The organism is Streptomyces seoulensis, assembly GCF_022846655.1.
In the GTDB taxonomy this organism is placed as follows: domain Bacteria; phylum Actinomycetota; class Actinomycetes; order Streptomycetales; family Streptomycetaceae; genus Streptomyces.
On record NZ_AP025667.1, the window covers coordinates 1,637,657 to 1,659,899 of the forward strand.

Genomic DNA, 22,243 nt, shown 5'->3' on the forward strand with positions numbered 1-22,243 from the left:
CCGTGAGCGACTCCCGTGGCGGTTACAGCCCCGGGATCCGGCCGTTGCGGAACAGGTCGAGGAAGATCTGGTGGTCGGCGCGCGCACGGGCGCCGTAGGCGTGCGCGAAGTCCACCAGGAGGGGTGCGAAGCCCTCCTCGTCGGCCGCGAGCGCGGCGTCGATGGCCCGCTCGGTGGAGAACGGCACCAGGGACTCGCCGGAGGTGTCGTCCGCCGCCGCGTGCATGGTGGCCGTGGCCCGGCCGAGGTCGGCGACGACGGCCGCGATCTCCTCCGGGTCGTCGATGTCGCCCCAGTCCAGGTCGACCGCGTACGGCGAGATCTCGGCGACGAGCTGACCCGCGCCGTCCAGCTCGGTCCAGCCCAGCCACGGGTCGGCGTGCGCCTGCAGGGCGCGCTGGGAGATCACCGTGCGGTGGCCCTCGTGCTGGAAGTAGCCGCTGATCGCCGGATCCGTGATGTGCCGGGAGACGGCCGGGGTCTGGGCCTGCTTGATGTAGATCACCACATCGTTCTCCAGGGCGTCGGTCGCGCCCTCCAGCAGGATGTTGTAGGAGGGCAGCCCGGCCGAGCCGATGCCGATGCCCCGCCGGCCCACCACGTCCTTCACCCGGTACGACTCCGGGCGGGCCAGCGAGGTCTCCGGCAGCGTCTCCAGATAGCCGTCGAAGGCGGCCAGCACCTTGTACCGGGTCGCCGCGTCCAGCTCGACGGAGCCGCCGCCGGGCGCGAAGCGGCGCTCGAAGTCGCGGATCTCCGTCATCGAGTCCAGCAGCCCGAACCGGGTCAGCGAGCGGGCGTCCCGCAGCGCGTCCAGCAGCGGGCCCTGCGCGGTGTCCAGCGTGAAGGGCGGCACCTCGTCGCTCTTGGCACCGGTGGCCAGGGCGCGGATGCGCTCGCGGTAGGCGATCGCGTAGACCGTCACCAGCTCGGTGATCTGCTCGTCGCTGAGCGCCTTGGCGTACCCGATCAGCGCGATGGAGGCGGCGAGGCGCTTGAGGTCCCAGGTGAAGGGGCCGACGTACGCCTCGTCGAAGTCGTTGACGTTGAAGACCAGGCGGCCGCCCGCGTCCATGTAGGTGCCGAAGTTCTCGGCGTGCAGATCGCCGTGCACCCACACCCGCGAGGTGCGCTCGTCCAGGTACGGGCCGCCCCGCTTCTCGGCGTCCACGTCGTGGTAGAAGAGGGAGGCCGTGCCCCGGTAGAAGGCGAACGCGCTCGCCGCCATCTTCCGGAACTTCACCCGGAACGCGGCGGGGTCGGCGGCCAGCAGTTGACCGAAGGCGGTGTCGAAGACGGCGAGGATCTCCTCGCCGCGCTGCTCGTCGCTGAGCTGGGGAACCGACATCGCGGGGTGCCTCCTGGTGCGGGATCGTGCTGACGTGAGAAGGGGAACAGGGCGGAGCGGTACGGCGGCGCTCCCGCCGTCCACAACGGGCGACGCCGCGCCGGAGTGCCCGGTTCCCCCATGAAGGTACGCGGACGGGACCCGAGGGTGTCAGTGCCGGGGCATAGACTTCTTCGCTGTCCCCCCTTGCTCACCTGGAGGCCGAAACCGTGTCGAAGCCGCCCTTCACGCACCTGCACGTCCACACCCAGTACTCGCTGCTGGACGGTGCCGCGCGGCTCAAGGACATGTTCAACGCCTGCAATGAGATGGGCATGACGCACATCGCCATGTCCGACCACGGCAACCTCCACGGGGCGTACGACTTCTTCCACACCGCGAAGAAGGCCGGAGTCACCCCGATCATCGGGATCGAGGCGTATGTAGCCCCCGAGTCCCGGCGCAACAAGCGCAAGATCCAGTGGGGCCAGCCGCACCAGAAGCGGGACGACGTCTCCGGCTCCGGCGGTTACACCCACAAGACGATGTGGGCGGTGAACAAGACCGGCCTGCACAACATCTTCCGCCTCTCCTCCGACGCCTACGCCGAGGGCTGGCTGCAGAAGTGGCCCCGGATGGACAAGGAGACCATCTCCCAGTGGTCCGAGGGCATCGTCGCCTCCACCGGCTGCCCCTCCGGCGAGGTGCAGACCCGGCTGCGCCTCGGCCACTTCGACGAGGCCCTCAAGGCCGCCGCCGACTACCAGGACATCTTCGGCAAGGACCGGTACTTCCTGGAGCTGATGGACCACGGCATCGACATCGAGCACCGGGTCCGCGACGGTCTGCTGGAGATCGGCAAGAAGCTCGGCATCCCCCCGCTGGTCACCAACGACTCGCACTACACCTACGCGCACGAGGCGACCGCGCACGACGCCCTGCTCTGCATCCAGACCGGAAAGAACCTCTCCGACCCGGACCGCTTCCGGTTCGACGGCACCGGCTACTACCTGAAGTCCACGGACGAGATGTACGCCATCGACTCCTCGGACGCCTGGCAGGAGGGCTGCGCCAACACCCTCCTCGTGGCCGAGATGGTCGACACCACGGGCATGTTCGAGGCCAAGAACCTCATGCCCAAGTTCGACATCCCCGACGGGTACACCGAGGTCACCTGGTTCAAGGAGGAGGTCCGCCGGGGCATGGACCGCCGCTTCCCCGGCGGCGTCCCCGAGGACCGGCAGAAGCAGGCCGAGTACGAGATGGACGTCATCATCTCGATGGGCTTCCCCGGCTACTTCCTCGTCGTCGCCGACTTCATCATGTGGGCCAAGAACCAGGGCATCGCGGTCGGCCCCGGCCGAGGCTCCGCGGCCGGCTCGATCGTCGCCTACGCCATGGGCATCACCGACCTCGACCCGCTCACGCACGGCCTGATCTTCGAGCGGTTCCTCAACCCCGAGCGCGTCTCCATGCCCGATGTCGACATCGACTTCGACGAGCGCAGGCGCGTCGAGGTGATCCGGTACGTGACCGAGAAGTACGGCGCCGACAAGGTCGCCATGATCGGCACCTACGGCAAGATCAAGGCCAAGAACGCGATCAAGGACTCCGCGCGCGTGCTGGGCTACCCGTACGCGATGGGCGACCGCCTCACCAAGGCGATGCCCGCCGACGTCCTCGGCAAGGGCATCGACCTCAACGGCATCACCGACCCCTCGCACCCGCGCTACGGCGAGGCCGGCGAGATCCGCGGGATGTACGAGAACGAGCCGGACGTGAAGAAGGTCATCGACACCGCCAAGGGCGTCGAGGGCCTGGTCCGGCAGATGGGCGTGCACGCTGCCGGCGTGATCATGTCCAGCGAGACCATCACCGAGCACGTGCCCGTCTGGGTCAGGCACACCGACGGCGTGACCATCACCCAGTGGGACTACCCGAGCTGTGAGTCGCTCGGCCTGCTGAAGATGGACTTCCTCGGCCTGCGCAACCTGACGATCATGGACGACGCCGTCAAGATGGTGAAGTCCAACAAGGGGATCGACATCGATCTCCTGAGCCTCCCGCTCGACGACCCGAAGACCTTCGAACTGCTCCAGCGCGGCGACACCCTCGGCGTCTTCCAGTTCGACGGCGGACCCATGCGCTCCCTGCTGCGCCTGATGAAGCCGGACAACTTCGAAGACATCTCCGCCGTCTCGGCGCTCTACCGTCCGGGCCCGATGGGCATGGACTCGCACACGAACTACGCCCTGCGCAAGAACGGCCTGCAGGAGATCACGCCGATCCACAAGGAGCTGGAGGAGCCTCTCGAAGAGGTCCTCGCGGTCACCCACGGCCTGATCGTCTACCAGGAGCAGGTCCAGAAGGCCGCCCAGATCATCGCGGGCTACTCGCTCGGCGAGGCCGACATCCTCCGCCGCGTGATGGGCAAGAAGAAGCCCGAGGAACTGGCGAAGAACTTCGTCCTCTTCCAGAAGGGCGCCCGCGACAAGGGCTACACCGACGAGGCGATCCAGGCCCTGTGGGACGTGCTGGTCCCGTTCGCCGGATACGCCTTCAACAAGGCGCACTCCGCCGCGTACGGCCTGGTGTCCTACTGGACCGCCTATCTGAAGGCCAACTACCCGGCCGAGTACATGGCCGGTCTGCTGACCTCGGTCAAGGACGACAAGGACAAGTCGGCGGTCTACCTCAACGAGTGCCGCCGCATGGGCATCAAGGTGCTCCCGCCGAACGTCAACGAGTCCGAGTCCAACTTCGCCGCCCAGGGCGACGACGTGATCCTCTTCGGCCTCTCCGCGGTGCGCAACGTCGGCACCAACGTGGTCGAGGCGATCATCCGGGGCCGCAAGACCAAGGGGAAGTACCTCTCCTTCCCGGACTACCTCGACAAGGTCGAGGCGGTCGCCTGCAACAAGCGCACCACCGAGTCGCTGATCAAGGCCGGCGCCTTCGACTCGATGAACCACACCCGCAAGGGCCTGACCGCGCAGTACGAGCCGATGATCGACAACGTGGTCGCGGTCAAGCGCAAGGAGGCCGAGGGACAGTTCGACCTCTTCGGCGGCATGGGCGAGGACGCCGGCGACGAACCCGGCTTCGGACTCGACGTCCAGTTCACCGACGAGGAGTGGGACAAGACCTACCTCCTCGCCCAGGAACGGGAGATGCTCGGTCTCTACGTCTCCGACCACCCGCTCTTCGGCCTGGAGCACGTGCTCTCCGACAAGGCCGACGCGGGCATCTCCCAGCTCACCGGCGGCGAGCACTCCGACGGCGCCGTGGTGACCATCGGCGGCATCATCTCCGGCCTTCAGCGCAAGATGACCAAGCAGGGCAACGCCTGGGCCATCGCCACCGTCGAGGACCTCGCCGGCTCCATCGAGTGCATGTTCTTCCCGGCCACCTACCAGCTCGTCTCGACCCAACTGGTCGAGGACGCCGTGGTGTTCGTCAAGGGCCGGCTCGACAAGCGCGAGGACGTGCCCCGGCTCGTCGCCATGGAGCTCCAGGTGCCCGACCTGTCCAACGCGGGCACCAACGCCCCCGTCGTGCTCACCATCCCGGCGGTCCGGGTCACCCCGCCCATGATCAGCCGGCTCGGCGAGATCCTCACCCACCACAAGGGCGACAGCGAGGTCCGCATCAAGCTCCAGGGCCCGCACAAGACCACCGTGCTGCGCCTGGACCGGCACCGGGTCAAGCCCGACCCCGCGCTCTACGGCGACCTGAAGGTCCTGCTCGGCCCGTCCTGCCTGACCGGCTGAGCGGACCCGGCGGCGGAAAAGTACAGGCAGAAGGGGCGCACCCCGCGGCGGTGCGCCCCTTCCTGCATGCTCATGCTGTGTGCTCGGGGGATCAAATGCCCTTTAGCAGCACTCAGTTGTGGCCGAAGCGCTTGTTCTGCCGCTGCGCGTAGTCCTGCTGGCCGCCCGCGATCTGCGCGGTGGTCTCCTGCGCCTCGGTCTGCTCGCCCGCGCGCTGGGCCTGCTCGGCCTGGGACGAGCGGTTCTTCGGGCCGGTCTGCTTGCGGTTCTTGTTCTTGGCCATGGGGATCTGCCTCCTGAAGGGGGTCTAGGGGCCAGGGCCGAAATTAGATTCACATACGCTGACATCAAGCGCATGTCGGATAATTACCGTGTGTGACAGGGGAGGTGGCGACGCCGGTCCCGGAAACGCCACGCCGAAGATCGAGTTCCGGCCGTTAACCCCCGCGCGGTCGGGCAGACTCGAAGGAACGCCGAAGCAATACCTCCCGGAAAGAGGGTGAGTCGCGTGGACCGTTGCATCGTCCTGGTGGACGCCGGGTATCTGCTGGGAGCCGCCGCGAGCCTCCTCGCCGGTGAGCCCTCGCGGTCCCGGATCATCGTCGACCACACCGCGCTCATCCAGGCGCTCCGTGAACGCGCCGAGTCCGAGACCGGCCGCCCGCTGCTGCGCATCTACTGGTTCGACGGCGCCCCCGACCGGGTCCCCCAGCCGGAGCACCGCAGACTGCGCGTGATGCCCCGTGTCACCGTCCGCCTGGGCGCCCTGACCAGAAGCGACGGACGCTGGGCGCAGAAGGGCGTGGACGCGGCCATGCACGCCGAGCTGACCGAGCTGGCCCGCAACCGCGCCTGCTCCGACATCGTCCTCGTCACCGGCGACGGTGACCTGCTGCCCGGCATGATGGCCGCCAAGGAGCACGGTGTCGCCGTCCACCTGTGGGCCGTCCAGGCCGCCGACGGCGACTACAACCAGTCCGAGGACCTGGTCGCCGAGGCCGACGAACGGCGCGTGCTCGACCGCGCCTGGATCATCAAGGCGGTCCGCGCCAAGGAACTGACCGGCGTCTGCGCCCCGCCGCCGGCACCCCGTCCCGAGATCGCCGCGATCCTCTCCGCCCCGCTGCCCGAGTCCGCGCCCTCCGGCGCCGAGCGCGCCGCCGAGGAGGACACCCGCCGGCCGCCCGCCGCCTCCGAGAACGGCAACCAGGACCGGGCGGCCGTCCACAAGGGCGTCCCCACCCCCAAGGACCTGGCCGCGCTGCGCGCCCCCGGCGCCCCGCCGCCCGCGGCCGCCCCGGCGAACGCCACCCTGCGCTGGTCCTCCGACAAGGGCTGGGTGGACCGGCCGGGCACCGCCGCCGAGCCGCCGGAGGCCGCCTCCATGCCGACGCTCGCCCAGCTCACCACCGCCGAGCAGCGCTGGGCCGACCGCGAGGAGGACATCACCACGGTCGGCGGCGACCCCTACGAGGTCGGCCAGGTGTTCGCCCGCCGCTGGATGTCCCGGCTCGGCGACCAGGGCCACCTGCAGCGGCTGTCCGCGATGTACCCCCGCATCCCGCACCGCATCGACGGCGAGCTGCTGCGCTACGCGGCCCGCTTCGGCCTGCTCGCCCACAAGGACGACCAGATCGACGAACACGACCGTTACGCCATCCGGGCAGGGTTCTGGCGGGAGTTCGACGTCCCGGCCGCGGCGGAGAGCGCCTCCGCGGGGGAGTGAACGGGCCCTGACCGGCGCAGGCCGAGATGAGGTGACCCAAAGGCGAGTAAAGGGTCCGCACCGCGTAGTCTCGTCCCTTGTGACCATGCGCGCGGGACAGCCACTCCGGTACGACGACGTCGTACGCGTGCGCGCTCTCACCAAGACCTATCCGCCCGTCAAAGGGCGCCGCGGGGTGCCCGGCGCGCCCGAGGTACGGGCCACCGACCAGGTGACGCTGGACGTGCGCCAGGGCGAGATATTCGGGCTGCTCGGCCCGAACGGCGCGGGCAAGTCCACCCTGGTCCGCCAGCTCACCGGGCTGCTGCGCCCCGACTCCGGCAGCGTCGAGATCCTCGGCCACGACATCGTGCGCCACCCCGAGCGGGCCGCCCGCATCCTCGCCTACCTCGGCCAGGAGTCCTCCGCGCTCGACGAGCTGACGGTCGCCCTCGCCGCCGAGACCACCGGCCGGCTGCGCGGCCTGGAGGCGCGCGCCGCGCGCGCCGAACGCGACGCCGTGCTGGACGAGCTGGGGCTCGCCCCGCTCGCCGGACGCCCCCTGAAGAAGCTGTCCGGCGGCCAGCGGCGGCTCGCCTGCCTCGCCGCCGCGCTCGTCGGCGAGCGCCCGCTGCTGGTGCTGGACGAGCCGACCACCGGCATGGACCCGGTGGCCCGGCGCGCGGTCTGGGCGGCCGTCGACCGGCGCCGCGCCGAGCACGGCGCGACCGTGCTGCTGGTCACCCACAACGTCATCGAGGCCGAGACCGTCCTGGACCGGGTCGCCGTGCTCGACCAGGGCCGGGTGATCGCCTGCGACACCCCGGCCGGGCTCAAGGAGCGCGTCTCCGGCGAGGTCCGGGTCGAGCTGGTGTGGCGGGAGGGGGCACCGCTGGAGGTGCCCGAGGTCGCCGTCCTGCGCGAGCGGGCCGTGGAGGCCGGGCGCCGCTGGACGCTCCGGCTCGCCCCCGAGGAGGCGCGGGCCGCCGTCGCCACCGTCACCGGCGGGGCCGCCTTCGCCGCGCTGGACGACTTCACCCTCGCCACGCCCAGCCTGGAGGACGTCTACCTCGCCCTCGGCGGAGCGGCCCGGCAGGGGCTGGTGAAGGCGTGAGCACGGACCTCGTCGCATCCGTACGGTCCCCGTGGGACGGTGGTTCCGCCGCCGTCGGGAAGAGGAGCAGCGCGTCGTGAGTGTCGTACCCGCCGAGGTCCTGCCGAGCGGCGCCCGCAGCGGGCCGGGGCAGGTGCGGCGCGCGGCCGAGCTGGGCCCGCCCGTGCGGCTGTGGCCCTCGCTGGCCGCCGTCTACCGCGCCCAGTTGTCGCGGGCCCGCGTGGCGCGCATCCCGCTGCTGTTCGTGGCGACGTTCCAGTCGGTCGGCATCGCCGTGATGATGCGGGGCGTCGTGGACAGCGGGCCCGAGGCGCAGGCGGTGGTCGCCGGTTCGTCCGTGCTGGTCGTCGCCTACGTGGCGCTGAACCTGCTCTCGCAGTACTTCGGCCAGTTGCGCGCCAGCGGCGGCCTCGACCACTACGCCACGCTGCCCGTGCCGCCCGCGGCCGTCGTGCTGGGCGCGGCGGCCGCGTACGCCTCCTTCACCGTGCCGGGGACGCTGGTGACCGCCGTCGTCGGCTGCGTGCTGTTCGGGCTGCCGCTGTCCAACCTCTGGGTGCTGCTGGCGGTGATCCCGCTGGCCGGAGCCGCGCTGTCCGGGCTCGGCGCCGCCTGCGGACTGCTCGCGCCGCGCCCCGAACTCGCCACCCTGCTGGGCCAGCTGGGCATGTCGGCGGCGCTGCTGCTGGGCGTGCTGCCGGCCGACCGGATGCCCGGCATCGTGCTGCTCGCCCGGGACCTGCTGCCCTCGACCTACGGCGTGGAGGCGTACGCGCGCACCTTCGGCCCCGACCCCGACTGGGCGGCGGTCCTCGCTGACCTGGGGGTGTGCGCGGGTGTCGGGGTGATCTCGCTGGCGGTGGCGACCCGTGCGTACCGCCGGGCCGCCGTCCGGTGACGCGGCGCGCGGCGCGACCTGGCACGATGTCAGAGTGACCGCACCGCTGACTCCGCCACCGCCGCCGCACGACGACTTCGCGCATCAGCTCGGGCAGGCCCCCTCGGGCGGAACGCCGGTCGCGGACCCGTACGAACAGGACGGCCCCGGTATGAAGACAGAAGTGCGCGAAGCCGTCGTCGTGGCGGTGGCGGTGGCGCTCTCCGGGGTGCTGCTCGGGCTGCTGTGGTGGTGGCTGGCCCCGCATGTGCCGCTCGTCGGCGAGGAGACCGACCGCAGTTGGGTGGTCTACCTCAAGGACACCGAGGGCGAGCAGGCGGCCGGGGTCGACGGCACCTTCGCCCTGCTGGGCCTGGCCTTCGGCCTGATCAGCGCGGTGCTGGTGTTCCTGCTGCGGCGGCGCGGGGGCGTGCCGCTGGTGGTGGGCCTCGGCGTCGGCGGGCTGCTCGGCTCGCTGCTGGCCTGGCGGCTCGGGGTCTGGCTCGGCCCGGACTCGGACGTCATCGCGCACGCCAAGGCGGTCGGCGCGGGCGTCACCTTCCCCGCCCCGCTCCGGCTCGGGGCCAAGGGCGCGCTGCTGGCCTGGCCGCTGGGCGCGCTCCTGGTCCATCTGGGACTGACGGCACTGTTCGGACCGCGCGACCCCGACCCGTACGACCAGGGTCCGTACGGGCACGAACCGCACGTGCAGGGCCCCTTCGGGACGCCTCCAGCCTAGGGCCTGTCTTCCGGATCTTGCCGCGGTCGCGGGGTCTGGCACGCACATCTGCGGCGTTGTCGTCACTCTCCCCCAAGCTCTCGTCTCCGCTCGAGCAGGGGGGACCCCCACCGCTCCGCGTCGACTCCCTCCTCCGCCTTGCAGCTGCACGCACCAGACCCCGCTCGGGTCGGCCGGAAGGCGCCGTGGGTCCGAGTCGGCCTGATCCGGAAGAAAGGCCTAGGCGCGGCCGACGGGGGCCAGTACGGCCTTCGTCAGGGTGGCCAGATCGGCGGGGGCGAGTTCGACCTCCAGGCCGCGCCGGCCCGCCGAGACACAGATCGTGGGGTGCGCCCCGGCCGACTCGTCCAGCACCGTGGGGAGCTTCTTGCGCTGCCCCAGCGGGGAGATGCCTCCGCGCACGTAGCCGGTGGTGCGCTCGGCGAGCGCCGGGTCGGCCATCGCCGCCCGCTTGCCGCCGACGGCCGCGGCCAGCGCCTTGAGGTCCAGCGTCCCGGAGACCGGGACGACCGCCACCGTCAGGGTGCCGTCCACGTCGGCCACCAGCGTCTTGAAGACGCGGTCGGGGGAGACGCCCATCGCCTCGGCCGCCTCCTCGCCGAAGGAGGGGTGGGCGGGGTCGTGCTCGTAGGAGTGGACCGTGTGGGCCACACCCGCCGCGGTGAGGGCCACCGTGGCGGGCGTGCCGCCCGCTCCTGACGTCTGCTGCTTCTTGGACTTCTTCGCCATCGCGGGTGTCGGCCTCGGTTCCCTCAGTTCAGACTGGTGCGCGCCCGCGTCAGCTCGAACGCGGGCAGTGAGGGCAGACTACGGATGATCGCCGTCTCCGAGCGAAGCAGTTTCAGCTCGTCCCGCAGCCGGGAGGCGGTGTCCGGGGCCTGGAGGAGGCGCTGCTTGGTGGGGGTGTCCAGCACCATCGCGGCCGCCACCAGGTAGGAGATCACGCTGGGGTCGTCCGGCAGTTCGGCGTTGGCGGAGATGGAGCGCTCGTGGGCGCCGGCCAGCCGCTTCTGGTACTGGCGGAAGGAGTGCAGCACGCCCTCGGAGAGCGCGCCCGCCTCGTCGCCGGGCTCCTCCGGCAGCTCCTCGACCTCGCCGGTCAGGAACGATCCCGAGCCGTCCACCGAGAGCAGCCGGACGCGGGTGGTGCCGGTGCACAGCACCTCGAAGGTGCCGTCGGTCTTCTCCCGGATGGTCGCGGCCTCCGCCACACAGGCCACCCGGTGCAGTGCCTTGAGCGGGTCGGGGCCGAAGCCGGCCGCCGGGCCCTGCTCGGGCTCGGTCGTGGGGTCCGGCAGGCCCGGAGCGCTCGGCGCCACTTCGTGGCCGTCGCGGATCGCCACGACGACGAACCGGCGCGGCTCGTCCTCCGGGGTCTTCAGCAGCTCGCGCATCATGGCGCGATAACGCTCCTCGAAGACGTTCAGCGGCAGGACGAGTCCCGGAAACAGCGCCGTGTTCAGCGGGAAGAGGGGCAGGCGGGCGATGGTCACGACGCCCCAGCCTAATGGTCGCGCCCGCGGGAGTGTCCGCGGCGCCAGCGCCGGTCCTGCCGATCTTGCCGCGGGAGGGCCCCGCCGTGCTCAGCCGCGCGGGCGCGGCGGGGTCGGGAGCAGGGCGGCCAGGGCGGCGGGCGGGGCGTCGGTCAGCAGCGCGTCGCGCAGCCGCAGGAAGTGGCCGAGCGGGTCCTCGGACACCCGGTTCCAGGGGAACGAGGTGGCGTACGGGCCGATCAGCGCGAGCTGGGTGCGGGCCTCCTCCCAGCGCTCCAGGCGCAGCAGGACGTAGAGGAGCTTGTTGCGGACCTGGGCGGTGCGGGGGTCGGCCGCCGGGAAGCGGGCGGAGAGGGCCACCGCGCGGTCGGCCGCCGCGAGCAGCCGGGCGCGGGGCACCTCGGGGCCGCAGGCGTCCGTCAGGTAGCCGAACGCCGCCCGCAGCGGCAGCGCCTGCACCAGCGAGCCGGGCGGCGCGTCCTGGGCGGCCGGCTCGGCGAAGTCGAAGCACTCGCGGTGCGAGCCGTGCCAGAAGGTGGCCAGATAGCGCAGCGCGGCCACATGGCAGCCGTAGTGGTGCGGGGCGCGCCGCACGGCCGCCTCCCACAGCTCCTCGAAGTAGCGGTGGCCCGCGCGGGAGCCGCGCGCGTGGTCCAGCGCGATCCGCCAGGGCACCGGGTCGCGGTCGTCGGCGCGGGCGGCGGCCGTGATCAGCGGGCTGACCTCGCGCAGCAGCCCGGCGCGGTCCGGCGAGGGCCAGGCGCGGTCCACGGCCAACTGGGCGCCGACGAGCAGGACGCCCGGATCGCCGGGATCGGCCGCGCGCCATGCCTCGAACCACTCGGGGCGGGAGCGGGCGAAGGCGGCGAGCCGGGTGGCATAGGCGTCGCGTTCCTCCCACTGGGCCGCCGCGCGGGTGGCCGCGAGCAGGGTGGCGGCGACCGCGAACTCGCCCTGCCCGGCCGCGACCAGGGCGGGGGAGAGGCGGTCGTCGGGCGCGTCGAGGATGACGTCGTCGGCCGGTGCGGGGGAGTCCGGGCGCGAGGCGCGTCGTGTATTCCGGGTGGGGCGGAAGAACGCCGGCAGCAGAACCATGGTGTCGACCATTGAAAGTCCGCAGGTCGCGCCCGCGCCAGAGGGTTCGGGCAACTTGTGGAAGGTTGTACCGCCGAGGGTCAAGGAAGCGCAAAAAGGTAGCTTTTCAACTATTGTCAGGCCCCTGCCAGCACAGCCGACCCGGCCGTCACGGAGCCTCTCCCGTCACACCGGCGCTTCGCGTCGCACTAGCCCCTTAGCGTCGCACCGGCCCCTCCTGTCACACCAGCCCCTCGCATCGCACCGACCCCTCGCGTCAGCTCCGTCGCAGCAGTCGCGTGGCCCCCGCCGCCACCGCCGTCGCCAGCACCCAGCCCAGGATGATCAGCACCGCCGCCAGCCACGGCCACGCCCCGCGCAGCCGCCACTGGTCCAGTTGCCCCAGGTCGATCACCGGCAGCAGCAGGTCCAGCGTGAGCAGCGCCGGACTCCACGCCGGACGGTCCAGCAGGTGCGCGGGCGGCGGGTCGGCCTGCGCGAACGCCAGCGTGCCCGCCGCCCACAGCACCGCCATCCACACCGCCGCCCGGCCCGGCCGGTAGCCGTAGGCGACCGTCCAGTCCTGCGCGTACCCCCACAGCTTCAGCGCCGGGGGCAGCGTCTCGCGGCGCCTGCGGTGCTTGGCGAGCAGCACCTCGCGGGCGTCCTCGTCCTCCCCGGCCGCGCGCAGCACGGCGGCCAGCCGCTCGTACGGCTCCGGGTGGTACTCGGCGGTCGCCGCCGCCACCCAGTCCAGCCGGTGGGCCAGCGGGAACGGGCCGCGCGGCACCAGGTTCTCGTACGCGAAGCCGCTCATCTGGAGGTTGCCCGGGTCCGGCCAACTGCCCGCCTGGTCCACCAGGTTGACTATCCGGGCGCCGGACAGCACCACCCGGCCCGACGGCGGCCGGTCCCCGAGGAAGCGCAGCTCGGGCGTCTGCACCCGGCGCAGCGACAGCTCCTGGTCGTCGGTGAGCACGAACCGCGCCCCCTCCAGGTCCACCGCGTCCCCGAACCGGCCGTCGTCCAGCCGCATCCCGCCCCGGCACTCGAACCGCTGCACCCGCGTCCCGCGCGCCGGTGTCGTCCCGGTCAGCAGCGGGCTGCCCACCGCCGCCGGGGTCAGATACAGGGTCCGCTCCACCGTGAGCTGCGGGGCGTTCAGCGCGAGGCGGGCGTACGGGTTGGACAGCCGGGCCCCGCGCAGGCTCAGCGACACCCCGACCTGGGCGCCGCGCAGCCGCAGTTCGCCGTACGACTCCAGCATCTCCGCCTGGAGGTCCTGGCCGACCGTCATGCCGTCCGCCGTGAGGGAACGGCCGCTGCGGTCCCGGTGGCACACGGCCTGGTTGAGCATCAGGTCGGTGCCGATCCGCGCGTCGGTCAGCCGCACGCCGGTACGGAACCGGCAGCGCGCCAGATGCAGATCACCCTCCGTGTGCACCCGCGCCGCCTCCAGGCGGGGCACCGCGCAGTCCACCAGGCGCACGGTGGTGAAGTGCGCCTCCGGCACCCGGACCTCGTCGTCGAAACGGCAGCCGCGCAGCTCCACGTACGGCGTGACCGTGCCGCCCGCCAGGTCCACCGTGCCCGTGATCCGCACCCCGGTCAGCTTCAGCGAGGAGACCCGGCCCGCGAGCGCCGGCGGCCCGTCCAGCAGCAGCCAGCACACCACCCGCGCCCGCACGCTGCGCTCCGGGCCCCAGGGGACGCCGCCGTGCGGATCGTCCACGGCCGCCTCGCCGCTGCTCAGGTCGTACACACTGCCGTTGCGGAACGCCTGCCACATGCCCGCCTCGGCCGGGGTCAGATCGTCCGGCAGCTCCTCCGCGCCCGGACCCACCGCCAGTGCCTCGGTCACCGCGGCTCCTCTCCCGCGAGCCGGTCACGGGCGTCACCGCCCGGCCCGCCGCCCACGTCCGTCCCATCCGTCGTTTCCCGGCTCATGCCCGCTGAGTGACGGGTTCGACACACAACGTGAGGGTGAATTCGCGGGTTCCGGCCACTCTCTGTCGCAGCGGTTGTCCCATGCTCTGTATCAGCCATTGATACGCGCGGACGGGGCCCGGCGCCGGTCTGAGAGAATTGGGACTGTGATCTCCCGAATCGATCTGCGCGGCGACGCCCTCCCCGAGGGCCCCGCCCTGCGCGACCTGCTGCCCCGAGCCGACTTCGACGTCTCGGCCGCCCTGGAGAAGGTGCGTCCGATCTGTGAGGCCGTGCATCATCGTGGCGACGCGGCACTGATCGACTTCGCGGAGAAGTTCGACGGAGTACGGCTGGAATCCGTCCGTGTCCCGGTCCAGGCGCTCACCGACGCGCTGGAGGCCCTCGACCCGGCCGTGCGCGCGGCCCTGGAGGAGTCCATCCGCCGGGCCCGCATGGTCCACCGCGCCCAGCGCCGCACCACCCACACCACCCAGGTCGTGCCCGGCGGCACCGTGACCGAGAAGTGGGTGCCCGTCGACCGGGTCGGGCTGTACGCGCCCGGCGGCCGCTCGGTCTACCCCTCCTCCGTGATCATGAACGTGGTGCCCGCGCAGGAGGCCGGGGTCGAGTCCATCGCGCTCGCCTCGCCCGCGCAGGCCGAGTTCGACGGCCTCCCGCACCCGACCATCCTCGCGGCCTGCGCCCTGCTCGGCGTGGACGAGGTGTACGCGGCCGGCGGCGCCACCGCCGTGGCGATGTTCGCCCACGGCACCGAGTCCTGCCCGCCCGCCAACATGGTCACCGGCCCCGGCAACATCTGGGTCGCCGCCGCCAAGCGCTACTTCACCGGGAAGATCGGTATCGACGCCGAGGCCGGCCCCACCGAGATCGCCGTCCTCGCCGACGACACCGCCGACCCGGTGCACGTCGCCTCCGACCTGATCAGCCAGGCCGAGCACGACCCGCTGGCCGCCGCCGTCCTCGTCACCGACTCCGTGGAGCTGGCCGACGCGGTGGTGGAGGAGCTGAAGACGCAGGTCGCCGCCACCAAGCACATCGACGACCGGATCGTGCCCGCGCTGAACGGCCAGCAGTCCGCGATCGCCCTCGTGGACGGTGTCGAGGAGGGCCTGCGGGTGGTCGACGCCTACGGCGCCGAGCACCTGGAGATCCAGACCCGCGACGCCGCCGCCGTCGCCGACCGGGTGCGCAACGCGGGCGCGGTCTTCATCGGCCCCTGGGCGCCCGTCTCCCTCGGCGACTACGCCGCCGGGTCCAACCACGTGCTGCCCACCGGCGGCTGCGCCTGCCACTCCTCCGGCCTGTCCGTGCAGTCCTTCCTGCGCGGCATCCACATCGTCGACTACACCGAGGACGCCCTCGCCGAGGTCGCCCACCACGTGGTGACCCTCGCGGAGGCGGAGGACCTGCCCGCGCACGGCGCGGCCGTCAAGGCCCGGTTCGGGTGGAAGGTGCCGGAGACCACATGAGCGGCATCGACGACCTTCCGGTACGGGACGAACTGCGCGGCAAGTCGCCGTACGGCGCACCCCAGTTGGACGTCCCCGTCCGGCTGAACACCAACGAGAACCCCTACCCGCTGCCCGAGGCGCTGGTCGAGCGGATCGCGGAGCGGGTGCGCGAGGCCGCGCGGAACCTGAACCGCTACCCCGACCGGGACGCGGTCCAGCTCCGCACGGAACTGGCCGGATACCTCACCACCACCGGGCGCCACCCCCTCGGTCTCGAGAACGTCTGGGCGGCCAACGGCTCCAACGAGGTCATCCAGCAGCTTCTGCAGACCTTCGGCGGCCCCGGCCGCACCGCGATCGGCTTCGAGCCGTCGTACTCGATGCACGCGCTGATCGCGCGCGGCACCGGTACCGGCTGGATCTCCGGGCCGCGCGGCGCGGACTTCACCATCGACCTGCCCGCCGCCGAGCGCGCCATCGCCGAGCACCGGCCCGACGTCGTCTTCATCACCACCCCCAACAACCCCACCGGCAACGCCGTCCCGCCCGAGACGGTCCTCGCGCTGTACGAGGCCGCGCAGGCGGCGAAGCCGTCCATGGTGGTCGTGGACGAGGCGTACATCGAGTTCAGCCACGGCGACTCCCTGCTGCCGCTGCTGGAAGGCCGCCCCCACCTGGTGGTCTCACGGACCATGTCCAAGGCGTTCGGCGCCGCCGGACTGCGCCTCGGCTACCTGGCAGCCGACCCCGCCGTGGTCGACGCCGTCCAGTTGGTCCGGCTGCCCTACCACCTGAGCGCCATCACCCAGGCGACCGCGCTGGCCGCGCTGGAGCACACCGACACGCTGCTCGGCTACGTCGAGCAGCTCAAGGCCGAGCGGGACCGCCTCGTCGCCGAACTGCGCGCCATCGGCTACGACGTGATCGAGTCCGACGCCAACTTCGTGCAGTTCGGCCGCTTCGAGGACACCCATGGCGCCTGGCAGCGCATCCTCGACCGCGGAGTGCTGGTCCGGGACAACGGCGTGCCCGGCTGGCTGCGGGTGTCCGCCGGAACCCCCGAAGAGAACGACGCGTTCCTCGACGCGGTACGGGACTTGAAGAAGGAGCTTGACGCATGAGCCGCACAGGACGCGTGCAGCGCACCACCAAGGAGACCTCGGTCCTCGTCGAGATCGACCTCGACGGCACCGGCAAGACCGACATCGCCACCGGCGTCGGCTTCTACGACCACATGCTCGACCAGCTCGGCCGGCACGGTCTGTTCGACCTCACCGTGAAGACCGACGGCGACCTGCACATCGACACCCACCACACCATCGAGGACACCGCCCTCGCGCTCGGCGCCGCCTTCAAGCAGGCGCTCGGCGACAAGGTGGGCATCTACCGCTTCGGCAACTGCACGGTCCCGCTGGACGAGTCCCTCGCCCAGGTCACCGTCGACCTCTCCGGCCGCCCCTACCTCGTGCACACCGAGCCCGAGAAGATGGCGCCGATGATCGGCGAGTACGACACCACGATGACCCGGCACATCCTGGAGTCCTTCGTCGCCCAGGCGCAGATCGCGCTGCACGTGCACGTGCCGTACGGGCGCAACGCGCACCACATCGTGGAGTGCCAGTTCAAGGCCCTCGCCCGCGCCCTGCGCTACGCGAGCGAGCGCGACCCGCGCGCCGCCGGCATCCTCCCCTCCACGAAGGGCGCGCTGTAAATCCCATGACCGGTCTGTCCACCATCCTGATCGTCGTCGGCCTCTTCCTGGTCGGCGGCATCATCTCCTTCGTCAAGCAGAAGATGCCCACCAGCCTGATCGTGCTGGTGTCCATCGGTGCGGCCATGTGCCTGGTCGCGGGCGTCATGCGGCTGGGGGTGTGGAGTTGAGCGACGTGAAGAAGGTCGTGGTCTTCGACTACGGCTTCGGCAACGTCCGGTCCGCCGAGCGCGCGCTGGCCCGCGTGGGCGCCGAGGTGGAGATCACCCGCGACTTCGACAAGGCGATGAACGCCGACGGCCTGCTGGTGCCGGGCGTCGGCGCGTTCGCCGCCTGCATGACCGGCCTGCGCGAGGCCCGCGGCGACTGGGTCGTCGACCGGCGCCTGGCGGGCGGCCGCCCGGTGCTCGGCATCTGCGTCGGCATGCAGATCCTGTTCGCGCGCGGCATCGAGCACGGTGTCGAGACCGAGGGCCTGGACGAGTGGCCCGGCACGGTCGGCCCGCTGAAGGCCGACGTCGTGCCCCACATGGGCTGGAACACCGTCGACGCCCCGGCCGACTCACGGCTGTTCGCGGGCCTGGACCCCGAGGACCGCTTCTACTTCGTGCACTCCTACGCGGTGCAGGACTGGGACTTCGAGCAGCTCAACGCGGCCATGATTCCGCCCGCGGTGACCTGGTCGACCTACGGCGGGCCGTTCGTGGCCGCCGTGGAGAACGGCGCCCTGTCCGCCACCCAGTTCCACCCCGAGAAGTCCGGCGACGCCGGTGCCCAGCTCCTCACCAACTGGATCGGAACCCTCTAAGACCATGGCCAAGCTCGAACTGCTCCCCGCCGTCGACGTCCGCGACGGCCAGGCCGTCCGCCTCGTGCACGGCGAGTCCGGCTCCGAGACCTCCTACGGTTCCCCGCTGGAGGCGGCCCTCGCCTGGCAGCGCGCGGGCGCCGAGTGGCTGCATCTGGTCGACCTGGACGCCGCGTTCGGCACCGGTGACAACCGGGCGCTGATCGCCGAGGTCGCGGAGGCGATGGACATCAAGGTGGAGCTGTCCGGCGGCATCCGCGACGACGACACCCTCGCCGCCGCCCTCGCCACCGGCTGCACCCGCGTCAACCTCGGCACCGCGGCCCTGGAGACCCCCGAGTGGGTCGCCAAGGTCATCGCCGAGCACGGCGACAAGATCGCGGTCGGCCTCGACGTCCGCGGCACCACGCTGCGCGGCCGGGGCTGGACCCGCGACGGCGGCGACCTGTACGAGACGCTGGCCCGCCTGGACCGGGAGGGCTGCGCCCGCTACGTCGTCACCGACATCGCCAAGGACGGCACCCTCCAGGGCCCCAACCTGGAGCTGCTGAAGAACGTCTGCGCGGCCACCGACCGCCCGGTCGTCGCCTCCGGCGGCGTCTCCTCGCTGGACGACCTGCGCGCCATCGCCGACCTGGTGCCCGACGGCGTCGAGGGCTCCATCGTCGGCAAGGCGCTGTACGCCAAGGCGTTCACCCTGGAAGAGGCCCTCGCGGCGGTGTCCCGGTGAGCGACGTCCGCCGGGTGGGCACGGGCGCGCCCTGGGAGGACCAGTTCGGCTACTCCCGCGCCGTGGAGCTGCCGGGCGGCCTGGTACTGGTATCGGGCTGCACCTCCATCGTGGACGGCCAGATCGCCGGGGGCGGCCCGTACGAGCAGGCCGTCAACGCCTTCGGCGTCGCCCTGAGCGCGCTGGAGCAGGTGGGCCTCGGCCGTGACGACGTGGTGCGCACCCGTATGTACATCACCCACGCACGGGACGTGGAGGAGGTCGGGCGCGCCCACAAGGAGCTGTTCGACACCGTCCGGCCCGCCGCATCGATGATCATCGTCTCCGGTTTCGTGGACCCCAGCCTGGTCGTCGAGATCGAGGTGGAGGCGTTCCGAGGAGTGCCCGCATGACCCTGGCCGTACGAGTGATCCCCTGCCTGGACGTGGACAACGGCCGGGTCGTCAAGGGCGTCAACTTCCAGAACCTGCGTGACGCGGGCGACCCGGTGGAGATGGCCAAGGTCTACGACGCCGAGGGCGCCGACGAGCTGACCTTCCTGGACATCACCGCCTCCTCCGGCGACCGGGAGACCACCTACGACGTGGTGCGCCGCACCGCCGAGCAGGTCTTCATCCCGCTCACCGTGGGCGGCGGCGTCCGCACCGCCGAGGACGTGGACAAGCTGCTGCGCGCGGGCGCCGACAAGGTGGGCGTCAACACGGCCGCCATCGCCCGCCCCGACCTCATCCGGGAGATCGCCGAGCGGTTCGGCCGCCAGGTGCTGGTCCTCTCGGTGGACGCCCGGCGCACCCCTTCCGGCTCCTTCGAGGTCACCACCCACGGCGGCCGCAAGGGCACCGGTATCGACGCGGTCGAGTGGGCGCACCGGGCCGCCGAGCTGGGCGCGGGCGAGATCCTGCTCAACTCGATGGACGCGGACGGCACCAAGGACGGCTACGACCTCGACATGCTCGCGGCCGTCCGGGAGCACGTCTCCGTCCCGGTGATCGCCTCGGGCGGCGCGGGCGCGCTCTCGCACTTCGCGCCCGCCGTCGCGGCCGGTGCGGACGCGGTCCTGGCCGCCTCCGTCTTCCACTTCGGCGACCTCCGCATCGGCGAGGTCAAGCAGAGCCTGCGCGAGGCCGGCCACCCGGTCCGCTGACACCGCGCACGATACGAAAGGAAAGTTGCGCAAGAAATGTTGTGCAACTTTCCTTTCGTATCTACGGTGTGGGCATGCCGGACAAGGAGCGGGACCTCCCGATCACGGACGTGGGCACGCTGAAGGCGCTCGCCCACCCGTTGCGGATGAAGCTGTACCGCGCGCTGTGCGTCGCCGGCCGGGCGACCGCCTCCCAGCTCGCCGAGCAGGCGGGCGAAGCGGTCTCGCTCGTCAGCTACCACCTGCGCAGGCTCGCGGAGCACGGGCTCATCGAGGACTCGGCGGCCCAGGGCGCCGACGGCCGCGAGCGCTGGTGGCAACCCGCCTCGGCGGGGATCAGCGTCCGCGACCGGGACTTCCGGGACGCACCCGAGAAGGCCGCCGCCCACCTGGCGGCCACCCGGCTCTTCCACGAGCAGCGCGCCGAGATGTACCGCCGCTACCTGGACGAGCGGCCCACCTGGAGCGCCGAGTGGAACGCGGCCGCCCCCGACAGCGAGTCCCTGCTCCGGCTGACCGCCGGGGAGCTGGACGACCTACGCGCGGAACTGACCGCGCTGGCCAGGAAGTACGACGAGAAGGGACGGGCCGCCGTGGCCGCCGGAGACACCGAGGGACGCGAACACGTCGCCCTCCACATGTACGGGTTCCCCTTCCGTGGCTGAGGGGGCCGGCCCGGTGGCCGACACCGCCGTCATACCGCCGACCGTCGCCGACTCCGTCCGGGCGGCCCACCGCGACCCCAACGTGCTGCGCTGGCTGGGGGCGTACACCGCCTCCATGCTCGGGGACAACGTCTACTACATCGCGCTGTCCTGGGCCGCGGTGCGGGCGGGCAGTCCCTCCGAGGCCGGAGCGGTGATGGCGGCCAGCGCGGTGCCGCGGGCCGTGCTGCTGCTGGGTGGCGGAGTGATCGCGGACCGGTTCGGGCCGCGCCGGGTGGTCATCGGGAGCGACGCCGTGCGGTGCGCGGCCGTCCTCGCCGTCGCGGCCCTGCTGTTCGTCACCACGCCCGGACTGTGGCCGCTCGCCGCGCTGGCGCTGGTCTTCGGCACCGTCGACGCCGTCTTCATGCCCGCCGTGGGCGCGCTCCCGGCCCGGATCACCGCACCCGGCCAGCTCGCCCGCGTCCAGGGTCTGCGCGGGCTCGCCATCAGGGTCGCCGGTGTCGTCGGCGCCCCGCTCGGCGGGCTCGGCGTGGCCATGGGCGGCGCGGCCGCCGCGTTCGGGCTGGCCGGGCTGCTCATCGCGCTCTCGCTGCCCCTGCTGATCACGGTACGGCTCAGGCCGCTGCCCGACGGCGAGGCCGCCCGGGAGGCGGGCACCGCCTGGGCCGACCTCGCGGACGGACTGCGCCATGTGCGCCGCCACCAGGTCCTCGGCCCGCTGATGCTCGCCATCGCCCTCGGCGACTTCGGCTTCGTCGGCCCGCTCAACGTCGGCCTCACCCTGCTCGCCGACCGGCGCGGCTGGGGCTCCGCCGGCATGGGCTGGGTGCTCGCGGGGTTCGGTGTCGGCGCGGGCGCGGTCTCGCTGCTGCTCGCCGTACGCGGCCGGGTCCCGCGCGCCGGGCTGACCGCCGCCTGCTCGATCCTCGCCGCGTCGGTCGCCATCGGCTCCCTCGCCTACGTGCCCCAGCTCGCCGGAGCCGTCGGCGTGGCCCTGCTGATCGGGCTGCTCGCCGGCCTCAGCGGCGCGATGTGCGGAGCCCTGCTCCAGACCCAGGCCGACCCCGCCTACCTCGGCCGGATCACCGCCGTCGCCAGTCTGGTCAGCCTCGGGCTCGCCCCGCTGAGCATGCCGTTCGCCGCCGCCGCGATCGGCGCCTTCGGGCTCGGGCCGGTGTTCGTGGCCAGCGCCGTGGTGTGCGGGCTCGGCGGGGTCGTCGTGCTGTGCTTCCCGCACCTCAGGCGCGCCGAACTGCCCGCCTGAACGGTCAGTGCAGCCGCTGGGTCAGTTGCACCAGGTTGCCGACCGTGTCGTCGAACACGGCCGCCAGCACCGGCCCCTGCGCCTGCGGGGGATGGGTGAACCGGACACCGGCGGCGCGCAGCCGCTCGTACTCCACCCGCATGTCGTCCACCTCGAACACGATGGTCGGCAGGCCCGCCTCGTACAGCGCCGTGCGGTACGGCTCCGCGATGGGGCCCTCGCCGGGCTCCAGCAGCAACTGGAGGTCCGGCTGGGCGCCCCCGACCGCCCCGACCGTCACGAACAGCACGCCGTCACCGAGATCCACGTGCAGCCGGGTCTCGAAGCCCAGCACCTCCGTGTAGAAGGCGTGCGCCCGCGCCACGTCGTCCACGTACACCCCGGTCATGGCGACCTTGATCATGGTGGCTCCCGGTGG

22 protein-coding genes are annotated in these 22,243 nt (G+C 72.2%); 15 read left to right on the forward strand and 7 right to left on the reverse strand.

Translation table 11 applies throughout. The features are described from left to right. Positions 1-22 precede the first annotated feature (22 nt). Positions 23-1,348 carry a DUF2252 domain-containing protein gene (locus tag HEK131_RS07525; protein ID WP_217462700.1) on the reverse strand — a complete coding sequence of 442 codons (1,326 nt, stop codon included), beginning with the start codon at positions 1,346-1,348 and terminating at the stop codon, positions 23-25. Between the two features lie 209 nt (positions 1,349-1,557). On the opposite strand from HEK131_RS07525, the gene dnaE reads away from it, so the two are divergent. Next, a complete protein-coding gene (dnaE, locus tag HEK131_RS07530) occupies positions 1,558-5,097 on the forward strand; it encodes a DNA polymerase III subunit alpha (RefSeq protein ID WP_217462699.1) in 3,540 nt (1,179 codons plus the stop codon). A 112-nt stretch (positions 5,098-5,209) separates the two neighbouring features. Here the strand turns inward: dnaE and HEK131_RS07535 are convergent, their stop codons facing one another. Continuing rightward, on the reverse strand, positions 5,210-5,380 hold the full coding sequence (locus HEK131_RS07535) for a hypothetical protein (protein WP_217462698.1): 171 nt from the start codon (positions 5,378-5,380) through the stop codon (positions 5,210-5,212). Positions 5,381-5,605: 225 nt separating this feature from the next. Between HEK131_RS07535 and HEK131_RS07540 the strand changes: the two genes are divergently transcribed. The 4 genes from HEK131_RS07540 (at position 5,606) to HEK131_RS07555 (ending at position 9,532) form a co-directional block, all read left to right on the forward strand. Then, a complete protein-coding gene (locus HEK131_RS07540; protein ID WP_217462697.1) occupies positions 5,606-6,823 on the forward strand; it encodes an NYN domain-containing protein in 1,218 nt (405 codons plus the stop codon). Between the two features lie 85 nt (positions 6,824-6,908). Next, positions 6,909-7,916, forward strand: a complete 1,008-nt coding sequence (locus HEK131_RS07545; protein ID WP_217462696.1) for an ABC transporter ATP-binding protein — start codon at positions 6,909-6,911, stop codon at positions 7,914-7,916. Between the two features lie 76 nt (positions 7,917-7,992). Continuing rightward, positions 7,993-8,814, forward strand: a complete 822-nt coding sequence (locus HEK131_RS07550) for an ABC transporter permease (RefSeq protein WP_244334163.1) — start codon at positions 7,993-7,995, stop codon at positions 8,812-8,814. A gap of 34 nt (positions 8,815-8,848) precedes the next feature. Next, a complete protein-coding gene (locus tag HEK131_RS07555; protein WP_244334164.1) occupies positions 8,849-9,532 on the forward strand; it encodes an AAA family ATPase in 684 nt (227 codons plus the stop codon). 219 nt (positions 9,533-9,751) lie between these two features. Here the strand turns inward: HEK131_RS07555 and ybaK are convergent, their stop codons facing one another. The 4 genes from ybaK to HEK131_RS07575 form a co-directional block, all read right to left on the reverse strand. Further along, on the reverse strand, positions 9,752-10,261 hold the full coding sequence (gene ybaK, locus HEK131_RS07560) for a Cys-tRNA(Pro) deacylase (protein ID WP_161150901.1): 510 nt from the start codon (positions 10,259-10,261) through the stop codon (positions 9,752-9,754). Between the two features lie 23 nt (positions 10,262-10,284). Further along, positions 10,285-11,025, reverse strand: coding sequence for an LON peptidase substrate-binding domain-containing protein (locus tag HEK131_RS07565; protein ID WP_244334165.1), 741 nt, complete (start codon positions 11,023-11,025; stop codon positions 10,285-10,287). A 90-nt stretch (positions 11,026-11,115) separates the two neighbouring features. Continuing rightward, positions 11,116-12,132: a hypothetical protein gene (locus HEK131_RS07570; protein ID WP_217462692.1), complete on the reverse strand. Its 1,017-nt coding sequence runs from the start codon at positions 12,130-12,132 to the stop codon at positions 11,116-11,118. 244 nt (positions 12,133-12,376) lie between these two features. Beyond that, the gene (locus HEK131_RS07575) at positions 12,377-13,960 is read right to left on the reverse strand and encodes an oxidoreductase (protein ID WP_217462691.1); all 1,584 of its coding nucleotides are present in this window, start codon (positions 13,958-13,960) and stop codon (positions 12,377-12,379) included. A 232-nt stretch (positions 13,961-14,192) separates the two neighbouring features. Here HEK131_RS07575 and hisD point away from each other — a divergent pair, with 232 nt between their 5' ends. The 10 genes from hisD to HEK131_RS07625 all read left to right on the forward strand — a co-directional run bounded on the left by hisD (position 14,193) and on the right by HEK131_RS07625 (position 21,825). Next, a complete protein-coding gene (hisD, locus tag HEK131_RS07580; protein ID WP_244334166.1) occupies positions 14,193-15,518 on the forward strand; it encodes a histidinol dehydrogenase in 1,326 nt (441 codons plus the stop codon). Next, positions 15,515-16,621, forward strand: coding sequence for a histidinol-phosphate transaminase (locus HEK131_RS07585; protein WP_244334167.1), 1,107 nt, complete (start codon positions 15,515-15,517; stop codon positions 16,619-16,621). The genes hisD and HEK131_RS07585 overlap by 4 nt, the downstream gene beginning before the upstream one ends. Then, on the forward strand, positions 16,618-17,211 hold the full coding sequence (hisB, locus tag HEK131_RS07590) for an imidazoleglycerol-phosphate dehydratase HisB (RefSeq protein WP_026248532.1): 594 nt from the start codon (positions 16,618-16,620) through the stop codon (positions 17,209-17,211). Before HEK131_RS07585 ends, hisB begins: the two co-directional genes overlap by 4 nt. 5 nt (positions 17,212-17,216) lie before the next feature. Beyond that, entirely contained in the window at positions 17,217-17,381 is a 165-nt protein-coding gene (locus HEK131_RS07595) for a hypothetical protein (protein ID WP_030810044.1), read from the forward strand. Continuing rightward, positions 17,372-18,019 (forward strand): imidazole glycerol phosphate synthase subunit HisH, encoded by a 648-nt coding sequence (gene hisH, locus HEK131_RS07600; protein WP_217462688.1) that lies wholly within the window; start codon positions 17,372-17,374, stop codon positions 18,017-18,019. The genes HEK131_RS07595 and hisH overlap by 10 nt, the downstream gene beginning before the upstream one ends. A gap of 4 nt (positions 18,020-18,023) precedes the next feature. Further along, positions 18,024-18,749, forward strand: a complete 726-nt coding sequence (priA, locus tag HEK131_RS07605; protein WP_244334168.1) for a bifunctional 1-(5-phosphoribosyl)-5-((5-phosphoribosylamino)methylideneamino)imidazole-4-carboxamide isomerase/phosphoribosylanthranilate isomerase PriA — start codon at positions 18,024-18,026, stop codon at positions 18,747-18,749. Further along, entirely contained in the window at positions 18,746-19,141 is a 396-nt protein-coding gene (locus HEK131_RS07610) for a RidA family protein (RefSeq protein WP_244334169.1), read from the forward strand. Before priA ends, HEK131_RS07610 begins: the two co-directional genes overlap by 4 nt. Beyond that, complete coding sequence (gene hisF, locus HEK131_RS07615; protein ID WP_244334170.1) at positions 19,138-19,893, forward strand: imidazole glycerol phosphate synthase subunit HisF; 756 nt, start codon at positions 19,138-19,140, stop codon at positions 19,891-19,893. The genes HEK131_RS07610 and hisF overlap by 4 nt, the downstream gene beginning before the upstream one ends. Positions 19,894-19,967: 74 nt before the next feature. Beyond that, complete coding sequence (locus HEK131_RS07620; protein ID WP_217462684.1) at positions 19,968-20,558, forward strand: ArsR/SmtB family transcription factor; 591 nt, start codon at positions 19,968-19,970, stop codon at positions 20,556-20,558. Positions 20,559-20,571: 13 nt separating this feature from the next. Then, positions 20,572-21,825: an MFS transporter gene (locus HEK131_RS07625; protein ID WP_244334171.1), complete on the forward strand. Its 1,254-nt coding sequence runs from the start codon at positions 20,572-20,574 to the stop codon at positions 21,823-21,825. Between the two features lie 4 nt (positions 21,826-21,829). On the opposite strand, the gene HEK131_RS07630 is transcribed toward HEK131_RS07625, so the two are convergent. Continuing rightward, positions 21,830-22,228 (reverse strand): VOC family protein, encoded by a 399-nt coding sequence (locus tag HEK131_RS07630; protein WP_244334172.1) that lies wholly within the window; start codon positions 22,226-22,228, stop codon positions 21,830-21,832. Positions 22,229-22,243 lie beyond the last annotated feature (15 nt).

Coding starts and splice junctions, on each gene's coding strand:
- HEK131_RS07525 (WP_217462700.1), bottom strand. CDS start 1,348: ATGTCGGTTCCCCAGCTCAGCGACGAGCAGCGCGGCGAGGAGATCCTC.
- HEK131_RS07535 (WP_217462698.1), bottom strand. CDS start 5,380: ATGGCCAAGAACAAGAACCGCAAGCAGACCGGCCCGAAGAACCGCTCG.
- HEK131_RS07545 (WP_217462696.1), top strand. CDS start 6,909: ATGCGCGCGGGACAGCCACTCCGGTACGACGACGTCGTACGCGTGCGC.
- ybaK (WP_161150901.1), bottom strand. CDS start 10,261: ATGGCGAAGAAGTCCAAGAAGCAGCAGACGTCAGGAGCGGGCGGCACG.
- HEK131_RS07570 (WP_217462692.1), bottom strand. CDS start 12,132: ATGGTCGACACCATGGTTCTGCTGCCGGCGTTCTTCCGCCCCACCCGG.
- HEK131_RS07585 (WP_244334167.1), top strand. CDS start 15,515: ATGAGCGGCATCGACGACCTTCCGGTACGGGACGAACTGCGCGGCAAG.
- hisB (WP_026248532.1), top strand. CDS start 16,618: ATGAGCCGCACAGGACGCGTGCAGCGCACCACCAAGGAGACCTCGGTC.
- HEK131_RS07595 (WP_030810044.1), top strand. CDS start 17,217: ATGACCGGTCTGTCCACCATCCTGATCGTCGTCGGCCTCTTCCTGGTC.
- priA (WP_244334168.1), top strand. CDS start 18,024: ATGGCCAAGCTCGAACTGCTCCCCGCCGTCGACGTCCGCGACGGCCAG.
- hisF (WP_244334170.1), top strand. CDS start 19,138: ATGACCCTGGCCGTACGAGTGATCCCCTGCCTGGACGTGGACAACGGC.
- HEK131_RS07620 (WP_217462684.1), top strand. CDS start 19,968: ATGCCGGACAAGGAGCGGGACCTCCCGATCACGGACGTGGGCACGCTG.
- HEK131_RS07630 (WP_244334172.1), bottom strand. CDS start 22,228: ATGATCAAGGTCGCCATGACCGGGGTGTACGTGGACGACGTGGCGCGG.